The organism is Candidatus Villigracilis vicinus, from assembly GCF_016702885.1.
Taxonomy (GTDB): Bacteria; Chloroflexota; Anaerolineae; order Anaerolineales; family Villigracilaceae; genus Villigracilis; species Villigracilis vicinus.
Genome location: NZ_JADJDD010000003.1, coordinates 66,794 through 85,229 on the forward strand (window position 1 = coordinate 66,794; position 18,436 = coordinate 85,229).

The 18,436-nt window shown below is 50.4% G+C and carries 16 protein-coding genes; 11 read left to right on the forward strand and 5 right to left on the reverse strand.

Annotated features, from left to right (window positions below):
- Nucleotides 1-6 precede the first annotated feature (6 nt).
- From selB to IPG80_RS03740, 5 genes are all read right to left on the reverse strand, one after another.
- Nucleotides 7-1,881, reverse strand: coding sequence for a selenocysteine-specific translation elongation factor (gene selB / locus IPG80_RS03720; RefSeq protein WP_345102865.1), 1,875 nt, complete (start codon nt 1,879-1,881; stop codon nt 7-9).
- Nucleotides 1,882-1,959: 78 nt separating this feature from the next.
- Nucleotides 1,960-3,150 carry a hypothetical protein gene (locus IPG80_RS03725; protein WP_345102867.1) on the reverse strand — a complete coding sequence of 397 codons (1,191 nt, stop codon included), beginning with the start codon at nt 3,148-3,150 and terminating at the stop codon, nt 1,960-1,962.
- Nucleotides 3,151-3,200: 50 nt separating this feature from the next.
- Entirely contained in the window at nt 3,201-4,601 is a 1,401-nt protein-coding gene (locus IPG80_RS03730; protein WP_345102869.1) for a proton-conducting transporter membrane subunit, read from the reverse strand.
- Nucleotides 4,598-5,212 carry a hypothetical protein gene (locus tag IPG80_RS03735; protein ID WP_345102871.1) on the reverse strand — a complete coding sequence of 205 codons (615 nt, stop codon included), beginning with the start codon at nt 5,210-5,212 and terminating at the stop codon, nt 4,598-4,600. The genes IPG80_RS03730 and IPG80_RS03735 overlap by 4 nt, the downstream gene beginning before the upstream one ends.
- A complete protein-coding gene (locus IPG80_RS03740) occupies nt 5,213-6,754 on the reverse strand; it encodes a hypothetical protein (RefSeq protein ID WP_345102873.1) in 1,542 nt (513 codons plus the stop codon). It lies immediately after the preceding gene.
- A 70-nt stretch (nt 6,755-6,824) separates the two neighbouring features.
- On the opposite strand from IPG80_RS03740, the gene IPG80_RS03745 reads away from it, so the two are divergent.
- From IPG80_RS03745 to IPG80_RS03795, 11 genes are all read left to right on the forward strand, one after another.
- Entirely contained in the window at nt 6,825-8,132 is a 1,308-nt protein-coding gene (locus IPG80_RS03745) for a DUF3048 domain-containing protein (RefSeq protein WP_345102875.1), read from the forward strand.
- Nucleotides 8,133-8,182: 50 nt separating this feature from the next.
- Complete coding sequence (locus IPG80_RS03750; protein ID WP_345102877.1) at nt 8,183-8,698, forward strand: zinc ribbon domain-containing protein; 516 nt, start codon at nt 8,183-8,185, stop codon at nt 8,696-8,698.
- Between the two features lie 55 nt (nt 8,699-8,753).
- Nucleotides 8,754-9,860, forward strand: a complete 1,107-nt coding sequence (gene menC / locus IPG80_RS03755; protein WP_345102879.1) for an o-succinylbenzoate synthase — start codon at nt 8,754-8,756, stop codon at nt 9,858-9,860.
- A 76-nt stretch (nt 9,861-9,936) separates the two neighbouring features.
- Nucleotides 9,937-11,604: a CapA family protein gene (locus IPG80_RS03760; RefSeq protein WP_345102881.1), complete on the forward strand. Its 1,668-nt coding sequence runs from the start codon at nt 9,937-9,939 to the stop codon at nt 11,602-11,604.
- A gap of 167 nt (nt 11,605-11,771) precedes the next feature.
- The gene (locus IPG80_RS03765) at nt 11,772-12,296 is read left to right on the forward strand and encodes a hypothetical protein (protein WP_345102883.1); all 525 of its coding nucleotides are present in this window, start codon (nt 11,772-11,774) and stop codon (nt 12,294-12,296) included.
- Between the two features lie 145 nt (nt 12,297-12,441).
- Nucleotides 12,442-12,822: a RidA family protein gene (locus IPG80_RS03770; RefSeq protein WP_345102884.1), complete on the forward strand. Its 381-nt coding sequence runs from the start codon at nt 12,442-12,444 to the stop codon at nt 12,820-12,822.
- A gap of 3 nt (nt 12,823-12,825) precedes the next feature.
- A complete protein-coding gene (locus tag IPG80_RS03775) occupies nt 12,826-13,506 on the forward strand; it encodes a response regulator transcription factor (protein ID WP_345102886.1) in 681 nt (226 codons plus the stop codon).
- 37 nt (nt 13,507-13,543) lie between these two features.
- The gene (locus IPG80_RS03780; RefSeq protein ID WP_345102888.1) at nt 13,544-14,950 is read left to right on the forward strand and encodes a HAMP domain-containing sensor histidine kinase; all 1,407 of its coding nucleotides are present in this window, start codon (nt 13,544-13,546) and stop codon (nt 14,948-14,950) included.
- Between the two features lie 48 nt (nt 14,951-14,998).
- The gene (locus IPG80_RS03785; RefSeq protein ID WP_345102890.1) at nt 14,999-16,006 is read left to right on the forward strand and encodes a glycosyltransferase family 2 protein; all 1,008 of its coding nucleotides are present in this window, start codon (nt 14,999-15,001) and stop codon (nt 16,004-16,006) included.
- On the forward strand, nt 15,999-17,441 hold the full coding sequence (locus IPG80_RS03790; protein WP_345102892.1) for a sugar transferase: 1,443 nt from the start codon (nt 15,999-16,001) through the stop codon (nt 17,439-17,441). The genes IPG80_RS03785 and IPG80_RS03790 overlap by 8 nt, the downstream gene beginning before the upstream one ends.
- Nucleotides 17,442-18,365 carry an NAD-dependent epimerase/dehydratase family protein gene (locus tag IPG80_RS03795; RefSeq protein ID WP_345102894.1) on the forward strand — a complete coding sequence of 308 codons (924 nt, stop codon included), beginning with the start codon at nt 17,442-17,444 and terminating at the stop codon, nt 18,363-18,365. It begins immediately after the preceding gene.
- The last annotated feature ends 71 nt before the right edge of the window (nt 18,366-18,436 follow it).

The following is an 18,436-nucleotide window of genomic DNA, read 5'->3' on the forward strand; positions in this document are numbered from 1 at the left end:
TTCGTTTTACTTCCTTAATTTCCTTGCATCTCCATCACGCATGGTGGTGCCAGTGGCATCCAAATATTCCAGCAATGCTTGCACATATTTCCGGGAGGTGTTGAACATGTCACGAACTTCCCCCAGCGTGATCTGCCCATTCTGTTGAATGGCAATTACGATCTGTCTGACCATTTCATCATAATCAGTTTTGCGAAAGATAACTTCCTGCGAGACGGGCAATAACTCGCCCAGTTCGATGAGCGCGCTGACGACTTCTTCACCTGCTTCTGCCTGACATTCCTTAACGCTGGGCGTGTTGAATGGATTTGCTTCGAACTTCCGCCTCAATACTTGGACTTTGAGGGCATCCTGCCCATCAAAGTGGACCTCATGCTCCGGCTTGGAAACTGCTCCGCGTATTTCAAGGACCGTATTATGAGAAATGAGATACGTAAGGACGGCGTTGAAAACCTTCGGCGCAAGTTTTAATTTACTCTTCAATTCTTCACGTGGAATGCCGCGTCGCAGTGGGAATTGTCCGTGATATTCTTCGACCCGTTTCAAAGCCAGACTCTCGATGGTGTTCCAATAGGGCAGAGCAACAGCCAGAGTAGAATCGTCCAGCACAAGGACCTGCCCATTTTGTAACAATTCCTGCCAGGCAGTTTCTGCAATGGCTGCCTCCAAACGAGATTTTGCGAACATCTCTTTAACTGGTGCAATCTGCAAAGCCAGGGCTGCTTCAAATAAGATCTCGGCAGGTGAGCCTTGAGCCAGTGACTCCAGCGACTTGATCACATTTGCATCAAATCGTTTGTGCCTGCCTTTCGGTTGGTGGTCCACCACCGCGCCGCCACCCAATGTTTCACCTGGTGAAGGTCTACGCAGGATATAGCGGTCGCCGCGTAGAGTGACGATGGGGTCGCGCAGTTCCAGTTGGATCCAACCCTCTTCGCCTGCTTTAAGTTCTTCTGTGCCAAGTAAACGCAGAGTGGCAACCGTCTCGCTCGCCCCAACAAAGAACTTTACTTCGTCCCCATGAGCCAGGGGTTTAAGGATATCTTTTAATGATTTGAAACGCGCATCGATCCGGCGGGTGGCTTGATATTGTCCCGGGTGAACAAGTACATCGCCGCGGCGGATCTGTTCCATATCCACACCAGAGATGTTGACCGCCGTACGTGAGCCAGGTGTGGTGCTTTCTTCTTTCTTTTTGTGGGTTTGCAGCCCGCGGATGCGCCCCTGTATGCTATTCGGCAAAACCTCGATATCATCACCAACGGAAAAACTTCCATCTCTCAAGGTGCCAGTGACGACAGTTCCAAACCCGCTGATGGTGAAAACACGGTCAATCGGCAGGCGCGGGCGGTTAAGGTCGGGGCGTGAGGGTTTGTCTTTCAGAAGGTTTTCGAGTGCGAGAGTGAGTTCTGTGAGACCTTTATTGGTTTTTGCTGAAACGCGTAATATCGGGGCATCTTTTAGGATGGTGCTGTTCACGGCGGTGCGAATGTCTGCTTCGATAAGATCAAGCCAGTCAGAGTCGGAGGCGAGATCTGTCTTGGTCAGAACGATCAACCCGGCAGGGATCTGGAGAAGATCCAGAATGGCAAGATGCTCTTTGGTCTGAGGCATGATGCCTTCATCTGCAGCGATGACCAGCATTGCCGCATCAATTCCGCCGACACCGGACAACATATTCTCAATGAAGTCGCGGTGACCGGGGACATCCACAATACCAAGCTCCTCGCCGTTGGGGAGGGTAAGCCAGCCGAAGCCAAGTTCAATGGTCATCTCGCGGGCTTTCTCTTCTTTTAGACGGTCGGGGTGTGTGCCTGTCAGCGCTTCAATAAGCGTGGATTTGCCGTGATCTACGTGCCCTGCTGTACCGATAACTCTCATATATTCAATTTAACCACACTTTAATAGCAGACCGAGAAAATAAAAATGGAGATCATACGGTCTCCATTTTTATTTTACTTATTTTTTAGTTGTCTTTTTTCCGTGTCCCATGATGCGCTGGTAGGAGGTCATCCATTCATGGACGACATTCATCATTTCTTGAAGCTGCTTTTCTGAAACATCGGTGGTTTGGTGAAGTTGATCTTGCATGACCTGAGTGACTTCATTGATCGTTGAGATGCTGCCTTCATATTTCTGTACTTCTTTGCGAATATCGCGGAAGGATTCTTCAGAAGACAGGCTGTATCCTGTCCAGCGTTTTTGGTCATCTGCTTTGAAGCTGATCCACTCCTGGCGCAGGCGTTCCTCAGCGAGGCGCTGCATCTCGGTTACTTCATTGATGCGGCGCTCAAGTTTGGTGTTGAGTTCCACGTATGTATCTTGCGCTTTCTTTGCATTGCGCAGGGTTTCATCTAATTTCTGGATCTGTACATCCAGTGCTTCCGCCTCTTTTTGGAAGGAGACGAATTTTTCCTGCCAGTCCTTCCATCCACGTTCCCGATCTACCTGGGCGATACGCTGTTGGTCGAGGAAGGTGGATTGGGCTTGTTTTCGTTCGAGTTCGGAGGCAAGCAGTTCAGTGATGCGGGTTTCTATGTTGCGGATGGTATCGCCTTGAATGGTTGACTTTTCGCGGTTCTCATCAATTCGTTTGCGCAGGGAGGTTAGTTCGCCTTGTAAGTCTGCGATGCGTTTAAGGTCGTTCTTGCGCGTTTCTTCATTGGCGAGCATGGTATGCCGAACATCTTCATTTGAGCGGCGGGTCTCATCCACCGAGAGCTTCAGGTCGGCAATATTGGTGAGTGCGCGCTGGATCTCATCGCCGCGTTCCTTGATCATTTTCTTAAGTTCAGTTGTGTTGGTGGCAGCACGTAACTGAATGACAGCTTTATTAAGTTCGGTAAGCTCGCTTTGCAATCTTTTTGCAGTCTCTTTATCTTCCTTGACCCGCGCTTTTTCATTCTCATCGATCATTTTGATCAGGTCGGAGCGTTGTTTTGAAAGCATGGTCTCGAATTGATCTACACGCTTTGAGGCAGGTGTGATATCAGTGACCTGCTTGCTAAGGGTCTTGATCTGTTTCGAGACGGCATTTACCGTCGTTTCAAAGGATGCTAGATTCTCTTTGAGGGAGGCAAGGGTTTCCTTGGTTTCGCGTTGTTGTTTATCCAGAAATTCAAGGCGTTTGACGATCTGTTCAAATTCCATAAGGGCTCCATATCCTAATGCGTTAAATTATACCCTCTTGCAAAATGGGATTATTGACTGAGGTGTTCGAATAAAACAGGGAGGTTCGTGAGGAATGGCTGTAGCACCTGCGGAAAAAGCCCCAGAATAAGCAATCCGAGTGTACCGATCCCAAGCATGGCGGTTTGAACCCAGGATTCGTTCCATTCCCATTTCACATCTTCTTTATCAGCCATGACAAAGGCTGCCATGGTGCGGACCGCTGCGATCAACAATCCGAACAGCCCTAGAAAAACCCAAAACGAGGCAGCCAGCGATTGCGATGATAGCTCCTGCCAGACCGCCAGTCGGGATGGAAACCCCGCCAGCAACGGAAACCCTGCCATGGAAAAATGTGCAATTAGCAGCGCAAACACTGCAACAGGATATTTCCGCGCCAATCCCTGAATATCACTGAATTTTAAAGGGTAGGCATGGCGTTTGATGATCGATAGTGCAAGCGCCCAGACACTTAATTCCAACCCACGTGGAATGAGGATGAGGAAAACAATGTTGACAAGTTCAAAAGATTGCAAGCCAAGAGCAACCAGGAGTAAGCCCGCCTCTGCAATGGCGGCATACCCGAGGATACGCCCCAAGTGACGCTGAAGTGCTCCAAATATGCCGCTGCTGGCAGTCATAATCACACCTGCGAACAGAATGGCATTGGATATTTGGGGCGTGTTCTTTAACCAAGTGTAACGGTCGAGAAATCCAAGTGCAAAGATGACCGTGAAGGTGGGCAACGCCCACAACAGAAAGCCCGTTGAGTAAGGAGATGCCTCCTCCATTAATTGAGGGATCCAGTTATATAAAGGGAAAATAGCAAAGAGGAAAGCAAACCCCATGCTGAGCATCACGCCTGCTTGAATAGTCGTGCCCAAGTCTCCTGGGCTGGCTTCCACACCGGCAAGCATCCACCCTGAAAAAAGAATAAAGGGCATGGCAAGGGTCTGGTAGATGATGAAACGCACCACGCCACGCCCTGGCTTTTGATAAAGCGGAACGAGCAATGGCACCACCAGCATGGCTGCCATTTCCAGAAGAAGTGCTGCGTAAAGGAAGGGTTCAACAGCGATGGAAGCTGTCAACAGGGCGATGATCATCAACCCCAGCGAGACGAATCGATTGGCAGTGCCGGAGGCTTCGGTGCCGAAGAACCACAAGGCAGCCAGTCCGTAAATGACGGCAAGCAAGGGACCATCTGCGGTTGAGAACGCAAAACTACGACCTAAGACTTCAATGGCGGGGGCAATTTTTAAAGAAACTGACCCAAGGAGTAGGGCGGTGTCGATTGGAATAAACAGGGCAATTAACGAAAGGATGACGGATATTCCGCCGCCAACATACGCCGCGTATTTTTCGCCAAGTAGAAAGATGATCAGTACACCAGCGATAAATGGCAGGATGATCCAAATTGCAGGAGCACTCATAGTTCATCCTCCGGCGTTATCAAGGGAACGGAGCCCGCCATGAGTAGATATGCTCCGAGAATGCCCAGTCCTAGGTTGATCGCAGCCAGAAGTCCAGTGACAAGGATCGCACTTTCAACAGCGGCATATAAAATCTCGAAACCGGAAAGCAGGGTTAGAAGTCCAAGTACTACGCGTAAAAGATCGCCAGTAATGCCAAGATGTACGGTACCTGCGCCGATTAAGATCAACCCCCCAGCAATGACGGGTAACCCCAGCCCGGGGATGGCGATTTCGATGCGTGGTGCTGCGCCAATGGCGACGGTTAGGACAATGCTCATTAATATCATGCGAAAGGCAGTGCTACGAAGATAGAATGAATCTTCATCATTTTGTTCGAGTTCGGTAAGACCGAGGCGGGTGATGCCGAGAATCGCAACGACCATCCAACCCGAGATCAATTTGACGGAGCCCATCGCGAATGGTAGATGACGGGTGACCAGCCAGAATACGGTGAGGTATTGAAGTGCCAGCAAGCCCAAGCTGACGCGCCAGTCACGACTGATTAGAATTGTGGCAGTGGTTAGAACAGATAGCCCGACTGCCACCCATGAAACGATTTCTACAAACATTTAGCGAATCCCCTCGACGATGATCGAGATAAAAAGGATTAGGAAGAGCAGTGTCCACATCACACCGCCCTCACCTTCTAGTGAGATATTGATGGTTTGTGCCAGCCTTGCCAAACCGCGATATAAGGACCAGAGCCATTGATACAAGCTGTTCACACCTGCACCTGTTGCAGTGACCCAATGGGCGCGAACCGGATTGAAGATGCGAAAACGCCTGGCACCCCAGACCAAGCCCATCGTCAGGAGTGAAGCGAATAGGGCTTGCAGCCAGCTTCCGGTTTGCAAAGCGCCATCCCAGCCAATGAAACCTAATAAGAGCTGGGTAACTAGTAGAAGGATAATGCCTGCCGGGTAGACTGTTTTTGCCCAGCCGGGTTGCTCATCCCATGTTTCGGATCCGCCTGCGCGTAATGTATGCCGCACCAACCCCGCCATTAACAAGGCTTGTGTTGCTATAGCGAATGGAGTGACAAAACCCAGTCTCCCCAGCCAGGCTCCGCCGGTTAATGAGAAAGGCAACGTGGAAAGACTCCACACTCCAATTAGTAAGGCGCGGTTCAAACGATGATCCTGAATGGAAGTGAGAAAGAGTGCACCGCCTACGAGGATCATGGCGCATCCCCAAGCAACTGTACCAATGGGATTCCCGCTTGCGGCGGAAAGCACTGCCAGTGAGGCAATGCCGATCATCCAATAGGGTCTGCCGTTTAGTTCTTCGGGCGCGCGCAGCCACATCCAACCGCCATAGATGCCGGCGACCGATGTTAGGATCATCAAAATGGAGGTGACGCCGGTTTGGGCGATTTGTACCCGCCCCAATACACTTAGAGTGGATATGGCACCGATCAGACGCAGTGCAGTGCCAAGCCCGCGCCTTAGGTTTGAATCAGGCGCATAAGGCAGGTGTAGCGGTAATACACCAAGGCGCAGCCCGGCAGCGATGACCAGGTAAATTCCAGCATTGGAGGGCATGGATTGAAACGAGAAGGCACTGCCATTTGCGAAACTTTCAATGGCAGACCATAACAAAAGTTCAAGCCCCAGCATGCGCGTTGCAAAGGAGATCACAACCCGCTCGCTACTCTTTGCATTCACTGAACTGATTTGAGAGAACAATTCTGTCAGGTCAAGGAATGCCCACATTAATAACAAGGTTAGGAGATTATTGGCGGTTACCGCTAATACACCTGTGCCGGTCAAGGTGAGAATACCTGCCCACGAGAGTGAGTTCGTAAAGACCGGGCGAGTGACAGAAGTTGCCATGATCGCTACAGTTAACGCAGTAACACTTAGTGCAAGCGCCCAGGAAATTCCATCTGCACTGAACAATACAGATGTGGTGAATAAACTTTTCGGCTGCCAGGCGGGCAGATCTAACTGGAATGGCATTTGCAGCAGCCAGAAAAAAACACTGATAAAAGCAGCGACTGCGCCGCTGAAAGCCACAAGCCAGGCGTAGCGTGCGTTTGGTTGGGTTGCACGCAAAATTGTCAGCACCAGAGCCGTGATAAAAAGCAAAAGACAGGTAACCAAGATCAACATGGGAGATCATAATTGTATCAGTATTATTACTGACGTGCCTCTGCATCGTGTGTTTGGTACAATCCCTGCCATGATGGATAAAAACCACCAACTTCATCGGCACGGAATCTCCTTTTACTTTTTCACTTTCTTCCTCGCCGTTTCATGTGCTGCTCCTGCAGCCCCCGCTTCCACCCCAGACCCGACAACTGTTCCACTTCAATCTCAATATTTTTCAACCCCGACGCCGTTTCAACCGCAAGCTGTGGCTTCTCCTGATCCTTACCTTGCTTTGAGCACACCTCAGGTGGCTGCAACTTTTACGCCTTATCCAACCAAGTTGATTAACTCTCAGGATATTTCTGTGCCTGTTGACGCCGCTCCTCTCGTCGATGTGAACGGAGTAGCGCTCTATAATCCATTGACGGGTCTGCCTGTGACCGATCCTGCCTTCCTGCAACGTAGACCGCTTGCCATCAAAGTGGCGAACTCGCCTGATTATGTCCGCCCGCAATCTTCGTTGACCCTTGCCGATGTGGTGTATGAATACTACATCGAATGGGGGGATACCCGCTTTATCGCTGTTTTTCATAGCAATGATTATGTCAGCGAACGGGTTGGACCTGTTCGTTCAGGACGATATTTCGATGAAAACATCGCCCGCATGTATCACTCATTTTTGATGTTCAAAGGAGCCGACCCGCGCGAAATGGGATATTTCAATACATTGGATATCAGTTCGTTGCTCATCTCAGTGGGGATCGGAAATTGCCCACCGTATTTCATTGGGCATTACAAACGCGAATCGTATAACAATGTATTCTTCAACCCAACCAAATGGGAAGCCTGTGTCAACAAAAAAGGACTTGACAACTCCCCGCAGACCATCAGCGGCGGTTTCTTTTCGGAGGCGATCCCGCAAAGCCTGCTGAGCGTTACACGTATTTATAGCTTTTATTCAGTCTATAACTACAATTACTGGGAATATGATCCTGTCAACCGGGTTTATGTCCGCTATCAGGAATCTAAAGACCTGGTTCCGCCTCGCAAAGTGGAAGTTTACGAACCACTCACAGATGATTACACCAAGCAGCCTGTCACTGCTGAAAATGTAGTTGTTTTGCTTGTGCCTTATATTTTTACCAACCAGAATCAAGCTGAAGATGAGGTTTACAATCCTTCTCTGATCGATTTTGGCGATGCTTATGTCTTTCGAGACGGGGTTGCTATCCCTGCGCGTTGGAATCGCACTGCCATTGACCAACCCATTTTACTTACTACGTTGGATGGCATTCCCATTTATATGCGTCCCGGGCAGACCTTCTATCAAGTGATGGGCGTTACCTCAAAACAAATTCAAAATGGCAGCGAATGGCGTTTTGAATTTGCGACACCGTAGCTCGCCTGACGAGTATTTATGCATTAAAATGAACTCACTCCGGAGCTCTCATGACCTTTGATCCCGTCTTTATTGCCAACCTCACCCTTGTGTTGACTGCTTTTGCAGGTGCGTTTCTTGTTGCTTTGTGGGTGAGTCTTGTGGTGTGGACATATCGTGACATCCGCGCCCGTGCCCGCGACCCGTTGGTTCAGACGCTCTCTGCGCTGTTGGTGGCGGTATTAAACTTACCCGGTGTACTGGTTTATCTCATTCTTCGCCCGCCGCGTACGTTGGAAGAGGAATATCAACGCACACTGGAAGAAGAAGCCTTGTTACAAGCGCTGGAAGACCTGCCGCTTTGCCCGGGTTGTGAGCGCCGTGTCAAGGAAGATTGGCAGATCTGCCCGAACTGCCATACCAAACTAAAGAAGACCTGCCACAATTGCTCGAAGTTGATGGAATTGCCCTGGAATATCTGCCCGTATTGCGGGACCCCCGCGCCCGGCGTGCGCCTCGAAGCCACCAGTATCGACGATGCCTTGCGCGGCATCAAGGTCACTGATGAACAAGGCAACCCCAACTAAAGACTCAGACCCGAAAGGTTTTCAAGACCCTTCGGGTCTATTATTAGGAGATCCCATGAAAATCGAATCCATCACGTTCCACAACATTTCCATGCCGCTCATCGCTCCGTTCGAAACTTCATTTGGGCGTGCAGTTGAGCGCGAAGCCGTTATCATCGAGATCCGTTCCGAAGGATTGACCGGTTACGGCGAGTGTGTTGCCTCGGATAATCCCGGCTACAACTATGAAACAGTCACCACTGCCATGCACATTCTCAAGGATTTCATCACCCCGCTCATCCTTGGCAAGGATATTAAGGATGCGCTCGATTTTCAAGAACGCATGGTCAGCATCCGTGGGCATCACCTTGCCAAGGCAGGCGTGGAAATGGCGCTCTGGGACCTGATCGGCAAGCGTGAAGGCAAATCACTCAAGCAGTTATTTGGCGGTGTGCGTGATAAGGTGGAAGTGGGCGTCTCTGTAGGTATTCAAGCCACGCCTGAAAAACTTGTCGAAACTGTCACCGGTTTTGTTAATGATGGATATGCCCGTGTCAAGATCAAGATCAAACCCGGCAAGGACGTTGCCGATTCACAAGCCGTTCGCAAGGCATTCCCGAACATCCGCCTGCAAGTGGATGCGAACTCTGCCTACTCTATGGACGATGCTGACCGCCTCAAACCACTGGATGATCTGAACTTGCTGTTGATCGAACAGCCGCTGTTTGAAGATGATATCTGGGATCATCACAAATTTCAGGCAAAGTTCAATACGCCCGTCTGTCTCGATGAAAGCATCATCTCGCCGCGCCATGCACGATACGCCATCGAGATGAAAGCCTGCAAGATCATCAACATCAAAGCAGGCAGACTTGGAGGATTGAGCCAGGGTGTTATGACGCATGATATCGCGCAGCAGAGCAACATGCCCGTTTGGTGCGGCGGTATGTTGGAAACCGGCATTGGTCGCGCCTCGAACCTCGCTTTGGCTTCCATGCCTAACTTTATCCTTCCCGGTGATGTCTCCGCCTCTGACCGCTATTACACCCGCGACATCACTCATGAACGCTTCGTGCTCAACTCTGATTCCACTATTACCGTTCCCACCGGACCTGGCTTGGGTGTCACTGTAGATGAGGATGCTCTCAAGTCCTACACACGGGCAAAAGTAGTAGTAAACTAGCGCTCACGCCCGTTTAAGCCTTTAAGTTTATAAGTACGAGGCGCTCACCGCTTCGTACTTTTGTTTTGGAAATCGAATGAAAAAACTTTCAACTCTCTTCATTATTGCTCTTTTGCTCTCGGCGTGTACAACTGCCACCGAAACACCCGTAGTCGTACCTGTCGAGCCTTCTGTTGTCCCGCCAACTTCTACACAAGCACCTGTTGCAGACGCCCTGTGGGTGAGCCCTGCGGTGCCCGATGTTCTTCGCGAAACCGCAAAACAGATCGGGCTGCCGATTGTTGATTCTCCTGAACTTGCTACTCAAAAACTGGAAGTCCTCGACAATGGTTCGCTCTGGATCTATGCACTCGTTGTGCCTTTTCCAACTGTGATGGATGGCGTCTCGTCCGCAGAACTGACCGCCGCTTGGAAAGACGGTTCATCCTTAACCGGAACTGGTCAGCCGTTGCTCATGGCAGAATCCACCTTGCAGGCGTTGACCGCCCTGTGGGGTCAGCCCGCTTCAGGCGCGGTGCGAGTCGTGGCTTCCGGGCAGATATTGGATGAGGCATGGAAAAATCCGTTTAGCCCGGCAATCATTCCGTTCGAGGAGATTCAGCCCAAATGGAAAGTGTTGACGGTGGATGGGCAGTCGCCGCTGCACAAGGAATTTGATGCGGGTTTATATCCGTTGAAAGTGACGTTTGGTATTGCAAACTCGACGGTCACGCTGCCTGCATCGAACCGTGATGCTTCGAAGCTCGCCACAGTGGTTTTAACCGGAGTGACCGCGTTGGTGCGTGCGACGGCTTTCACCATGGAGACCAAAGGCGTCACACGCCCAGGTGAGTTGGTCTATACCTGGCTGCATGATGCTGATGTTCTGCATATCAGCAACGAAGTGGCATTTGATCCAAGTTGCCCCTACCCGACACCCGGATATAAGAACTTCATCCTTTGTAGTGACCCAAAGTATTTTGAATTGCTTCAATATGTAGGTACCGACATTGTGGAGTTGACCGGTGATCATTTCGCCGACCGCGGTGCACAAGCGATGCTTGATACGTTGAAGACATATACAGATAATAAAATCCCCTATTACGGTGGCGGTGCGAACGAAACAGAAGCTCGCAAGCCAGTTTTACTGGAAGTGAACGGCAACAAGATCGCGTTCATGGGTTGTAACGGAAAAGTTTCCTATACTTTCGTAAAGGCTACGGACATCCGCCCAGGTGCGGCGAATTGCGATTATGAGTTCTTCACGAAACAGGTTCAAGATGTGAAGGCGCAAGGCTATATGGTTATCTTCACTTTTCAACATGAAGAGTGCTATCACTACGGTCCATGCTATCAGCACGAAGAGGGCTTTCATGCTGTGGCAGATGCAGGCTCCACCATTGTGAGCGGCAGTCAGGCCCATCATGCGCACCTTATGGAATTCCGTGGAGACGCCTTCATTCATTTTGGTCTGGGGAATCTATTCTTTGACCAGATGACGTATGAATTATCCGATGGCTCAGTGATCGATGAAACCCGCCGCGAATTTATTGATCGGCATGTTTTTTACGACGGTAAATACCTTGGCGTGGAATTATTGACTGCCATGTTGGAAGATTTCTCCCGTCCGCGCCCGATGAATGAGCGTGAGCGCACGCAGTTCCTCTCGGAATATTTTTCATATAGCGGTTGGACGGAGTTGTTAGCGACTCCCATTCCTGAACCGACCGTGACCTTGACACCGATCGCATTGCCTAAACCCTAGTTCCAATCAGCCCGGATATAAGAGTCTCGTAGGCACAGATAAACGCTATCTTTACGTGTTTATCTGTGCCTTTTATTTTGTCGAATTTACAACTTTTTTACAACCACGCCATACTGTTCTAACTCCCACACCCTAAAATCTCAGCGTAACCTAAAAGGAGGCTTACGATGAAAAATACAATTTCAAAGATCATGATGGCGTTGCTTGCCGTTGCTCTCACTTTTGCCGCTTTGCCTGCCACCAGCGCGTTTGCTGCGGATGAGAACCCGCCGGTTGTTGCGAATGAAAAACTGGAAGAGGCTTGGGCGCGTTTGCTAAAAGTGTATGACCGTACCGGCAAAGCGTTTGCAGACCCCGAGGCTCATATTGCCAAGTTCCAATCCATGATCGATAAGGCTGCTGATAGCGGCAAGGATGTTTCAAATTTACAATCGGCATTGGACGCCTATGAAACTGCCCTGCTGGCTGCCAAGCCGCAATACGATGCGATCGGAAGTACTATCAACACCCATGCCGGTTTCGATGCGGATGGCAAGGTCACCGATGCACAACAGGCGCAAGCTACCCTAAAGGAAGTCCGCACGCAGATGAAGGTAGTCAAGGATGCGATGGGTGGCTCGTTTAAGGCATTGAGTGAAGCTATAAAAGCCTTCCGTGATGCGAATAAGCCGGAGCAGTCAAAAGACGATTGATTTTCAGCTTTTTATAATTTCAGGCACTTGTAGGGGATCAACCTCTGCAAGTGCCAATATATATCGCCCCGGTTTCCTCGCAGGTATTGAGATATTCTGTATTAAAATACAACGATTACATCCATTCATTTGAAACGAGGAAATCATGAACAAGCGTGTTATTTATACTGATAAGGCACCCAAGGCAATCGGACCCTATTCGCAAGCCATTCATATTGGCACCCTGGTGTACACAGCCGGACAGGTGGGTCTCGACCCCGCAACCATGGAACTTGTCTCCGGCGGCATTGAAGAGCAGACCCGGCAGGTGCTTGCCAACCTGACCAATGTTTTGGAAGCCGCTGGTTCCAATATAAGCAAGGTGGTAAAGACCACCGTTTTTCTCAAAGACATGAATGATTTTGCGAAGATGAATTCCATTTATGCCGAAGCATTCAATGAAAATCCGCCCGCGCGGACGACCATTGCAGCGGCAGGGTTGCCCAAAGGCGCGCTGGTTGAGATCGAGTGTGTTGCTCTGGCGTAACTCATGCCTTCTGAATTGATCCTGCTCGTGGATGACGAGCCTTCCATCACTCAACTTGCACGAATGTATCTGGAGCGCGAAGGCTATCGTGTTCACGAAGCTGGCGATGGCGAATCTGCCCTGGAGGCAGTTGCACAACATAAGCCTGCTTTGCTTGTGTTGGATGTGATGCTGCCCAGGCTGGATGGTTTTGACGTTTGCCGCAGGCTGCGATCGGCTGGCGATCAAGTTCCTATCATCATGCTCACTGCACGTGATGAGGATATCGATAAGATTCTCGGGCTTGAACTTGGCGCAGACGATTACCTGACCAAGCCGTTCAATCCCCGCGAATTGACCGCGCGTGTCAAGGCGATCTTGCGCCGGAGCGAACCCAAAAAGACGACAGATACCAGTCCGCTGCATCGCGGTGACCTGATGGTCGACCCTGTTTCGAGGGAAGTCCGCCTCGCTGAACGGACCCTCGACTTACGTGCCCAAGAATTTGACCTTTTGTTCACGCTGGCAGAGCAACCCGGGCGCGTATTCACCCGCGAGCAATTGTTGCAGATCGCCTGGGGTTTTGATTACTATGGACAGACTCGCACTGTGGATGTACATATTGCCCACCTTCGCAAAAAGCTGGAAGGCGGCAGTGTGAAGATCGAAACAGTCACTGGTGTTGGATACAAGTTTGTCGTTTGACCATGCCGTATTTCTCGTGTGAAATTCGCGTTGCCTTATGATCTCGTCCCTGCGTTCGCGCCTTTGGTTAAGTTATGCTTTCATTGTCGTCACAGCATTGAGTGTTGTGACGATTGTTTTGTTTGTGTCGTTGTTCCAAAACCCATTGCTTTACCGGCAAACGACGGAAAGATTGAAAGCTGTCCAAAGTGTAATAACGGAGCGTTCAAAAGAAGACCAGTCTCCGCCGCTGTCCACTCTTGCTGAACGCAGTGCTCGCACTTTTAATGTACGGGTGATCTTGCTTTCGAAAAACCGCGAAGTTACCTTTGATAGCGCTTTTAACGGTGAGACGGCTTTGGCATTCCCTGAAAATCGACGGGTTCTGCGCACTCTTCCCATTGTGCGGGATGAAAATGGCAACGCGTGGTTATATTCGATTGAGAAACTGCCGGATGGTACGTTCCTGATGGTGACCACGCCTCGTCCACGTATATCCATTTTGAATATTGTCAGCGACGATTTTATGCCCATCATTTGGAGTGGCGGCATTATTGCCTTGTTGCTTTCGCTGGTTGTGGCGTTTCTCATTTCAGGATGGATCGCCAATCCATTGCAACGGGTTGTTAATGCGGCGAGGGAAATGCCTTCGGCGGAGGTAAAGCCTGTTGAAGTGGCGGGTCCGCATGAGGTCCAGGAGTTGACGCGGGCATTCAATTCAATGCTGGAACGCGTGCAGGCAAGCGGACGGTCGCAGCGCGATTTCGTGGCAAATGTCTCGCATGAAATGAAAACGCCGCTCACTTCCATTCAAGGTTTTGCCCAGGCATTGTTGGACGGCACAGCGGATACAGACGAGTCCCGCCAAAAAGCGGCACAGGTCATCTTTGGCGAATCTGAACGGATGCACCGTATGGTGCTCGATCTACTCGACCTTGCCAAGTTGGATGCCGGGACAGCTGACTTGAAAATGTCTGCCGTGAACATGCGGGTGTTGTTAACTTCCATTCAAGAGAAATTCACACCCCAGTCACAGCGCGCAGAAGTGAAGATCGAATTACAGATACCTGCTGACCTGCCGCCGCTGATCGCCGATGGCGACCGAATGGCGCAGGTCTTCACAAACCTGACCGACAATGCGCTCAAGTTCACCCCGCGAGGCGGAACGGTGTCTCTTGCCGCTCGGGTTGAAATGGATGGAATGTGTATTACTGTAACAGACACGGGTGCCGGGATTCCTGAAGCAGACCTGCCTTATATTTTTAGGCGGTTCTATCAAGTAGACCCGGCACGTAAGGGGGGCGAAACACACGGTGCAGGGCTGGGATTGGCGATCGCGCACGAGATCGTGGCGGCACATGGTGGTAGAATTACTGTCCGAAGTCGCGAGGGTGCAGGCACTACAATGGAAGTTCTCCTTCCATTGTCTCCGCCAGAAAAAACCCAGACCGTACGTAAAAAATGACTAAAAATCCATCGCCGCCTCTTATGGCGGCGAAATCTTGTACAACCCATGCCAGATCATCCTTTTGTTTCGATCATAATTCCCTGTTATAACGAAGAAGCCACAATTTACAAGCTGTTGGCGGCTCTGCGCTCGCAGACCTATCCATTGAATAAGCTGGAAGTTGTGATCTCGGATGGTCTTTCCAGTGATGGGACGCGTGCGGTCATTGCATCGTTTCAGAAGGAACATGCTGATCTGGCGGTTCGGGTCGTGGATAATCAGGCGAAGACCATTCCTGCCGGGGTAAATCAAGCGATTCGTGAGTCCAAAGGCGAGATCATCATCCGGCTGGATGCCCATTCCATGCCCATTCCCGAATATGTGGAGCGCTGTGTTGAGGCACATCAATCTGATAAAGGCGATAATGTGGGCGGCGTCTGGGAAATCCACCCTGGCGCGGATACGTGGATCGCGGAATCGATCTCATTTGCGGCGGCGCATCCATTGGGTGTGGGCGATGCGATGTATCGGCTCAATGCCAAGGCGGGAGCCGTGGACACCGTCCCGTTCGGTTCCTTTCGCCGCAGCCTGATCGAAAAGATCGGTGGGTTTGATGAAACCCTGCTCTCCAATGAAGATTATGAATTCAATACACGCGTGCGTGAAGCGGGCGGAGTAGTCTGGCTTGACCCTGCCATTCGTTCTGTTTATTTTTCGCGCAGCACACTTGGAAAACTTGCAGCTCAATATTGGCGTTACGGGTTTTGGAAATTTAAAATGCTGCAACGCTATCCGCATACATTGCGCTGGCGGCAGGCGTTACCTCCGGTGTTCGTACTCATTTTGCTGGCGTTGATTGTGTTATCCTTGGGGTTGACGATCGCACAAATCCTGCTTGCTTTGCAGGTATTCGCTTATTATTTTGTCTTGGGGGCTGCCGGTTTGCGACTGGCGCTAAAGAAAAGGAAAGGGTTTTTGATCTGGGGGTTACCGCTTGCCATAACGACCATGCACATCTCATGGGGGGCTGGTTTCTTATGGAGTGGTATCACGAGCATGTTCAAGAATGGCTGATATTTATCGTCCGTCACTACGCTTAAGACCCAGCGAACAACGCACTGTCTTGTTGCTTGGGGATTTTATAGCATCCGTTGCCGGGATGGGCGGCGCTATCTTTTTTTGGTATCAATATTCCCTGTTCCGTCTGGTCGAAAGCGGACTCAAGCGTAATGTTGCCGAACGCATCATTCAGATCGAAGTACCGTTTTGGTTCTACGTCCTGCCGTTGGTATGGCTGCTCTTGATGATCGACTCGTATGAGATCCATACTGCCTCGAACTGGCGTAAAACCCTGCGCGGGATTGCGGTGGCCCCCTTGGTTGGCTTATTGGGGTATTCGCTCCTCTTTACGATCAACACCGACCCAAATTCACTCCCTCGTATTGCCATTGGTGCTTTTCTCGTGCTGGCTTCATTCCTGACCCTGGGCTGGCGTGCCGTCTATATTCGACTGTACACCTCGTCCGGCTTGATGCGCCGTGTACTTGTAGTTGGAGCTGGTAAAGCCGGAAGGACTTTGGTGGAGGCGTATCGCAAGCTCAACCCGCCTCCATTTCTAATTATTGGTTTTATCGATGATGACCCTGCCAAACGGAATAAGTCTTATCATGGCTTTGGTGTGCTTGGCGACAGCGAGCATCTGTTCGATCTTATCGAGGAATACCGTATCTCGGATGTGGTGGTGGCGATCACAGGGGAGATCAAGGGTGAGACCTTCCAAACCGTTTTGGATATTCAAGAACGCGGCATTGAAGTGACGCGTATGCCGATCATGTACGAAGAACTGACCCAGCGGGTGCCAATTGAACACCTTGAGACGGATTGGGTCATCCGTTCGTTTGTGGATCAGGTCCGTGTGCATGGTTTGTATGAATTGTTGAAACGCAGTATGGATATTCTCGGCGGTTTTGTGGGGACGCTTATCTTCATTTTATTGCTTCCACCCATTGCACTTGCCATCGTACTTGAGACGGGTTTTCCTATATTTTATTCCCAGCCGCGGTTGGGGAAAGGTGCAAGCCTTTTTAATATTCTCAAGTTTCGTACTATGAGCCAGAATGCCGAGGCAGATGGACAGGCTAAAGTGGCAGCTGAGAATGACCCGCGAGTGACGCGAGTGGGCAACTTCCTACGCAAGACCCGTCTGGATGAACTGCCGCAGTTTTGGACGGTGCTGCGCGGCGAGATGAGTCTAGTCGGTCCGCGTGCCGAACGACCTGAGTTGGTGGCTGAATATCAGAAACAGATCCCATATTATCGAGCCCGACTTCTGGTAAAGCCGGGGCTCACAGGCTGGGCGCAGATCAATTATGGGTATGTTGCAACGGTAAAGGAAACATTCGTAAAACTTGAATATGACCTTTATTACATTAAGCATCGCACATTGAACATGGACTTTAGTATCGTATTACGAACCATTGGCACAGTATTAAGAAGGACAGGTAGATAAATGAAATATTTAGTCACTGGCGGTGCGGGCTTCATCGGTTCGCACATTTCACGTACATTGCTTGAGCGCGGAGATACCGTCCGCGTGTTTGATAACTTCTCTTCTGGCAAGCGCGAGAACCTCAAAGGTTTGGATGTCGAACTCATCGAAGGGGACTTGCGTGACGCCGATGCAGTCGCCAAAGCGGTCAGTGGCATGGATATCATCTTCCATGAGGCGGCATTTGTTTCGGTTCCCGAGTCGATGGAAAAACCGCAGGAATGTTTTGATGTCAACGTAACCGGAACTTCTATTTTGTTCGAAGCCGCCCGCAAGGCAGGAGTGAAACGCGCCGTTTTTGCCACTAGTGCTGCCGTGTACGGTGACTCGGAAGCGTATCCGCTTTCAGAAGATACGCCTCTGCGACAGTTGTCGCCGTATGCCACCTCCAAACGTGTGGATGAGCTCTATGGTCAACTCTACACTTCATCTTTCAATTTTGAAGTAGTTGCTCTCCGTTATTTCAACGTCTACGGTCCACGCCAGCGACCGGATTCGATGTACGCTGCCGCTGTGCCGATCTTTATTCGCCGCATACTGGATAACAAGCCCATTACCATCTTTGGCGATGGCGGTCAGAGCCGTGACTTGGTCAATGTGCGCGATGTGGTGCAAGCCAATCTGCTCGCCGCCGAACATCCCGCCGCGCCGGGACAGATATTCAATGTCTGTACGGGTGTCGAAACTCGTCTGCTCGACTTGCTCGATATCCTCTACCAAATCTTCCCGAACGCCCCCAAGCACGTCCATGCCGAACCACGCGCTGGAGATATTTATCGCTCCATTGGTACACCCAAGAAGATCATGGATATGCTCGGCTACAAACCGCAAGTGACTTTGGCAGAGGGCTTGAAAGAGGCTGTAGAAGTAATGCGTAATTCGTAAATGGCAAGTAGTAAAGAGAGATTAGAGATTGGTAATTCGTTATTAATGTGTTTGACAATTACTAATTACCA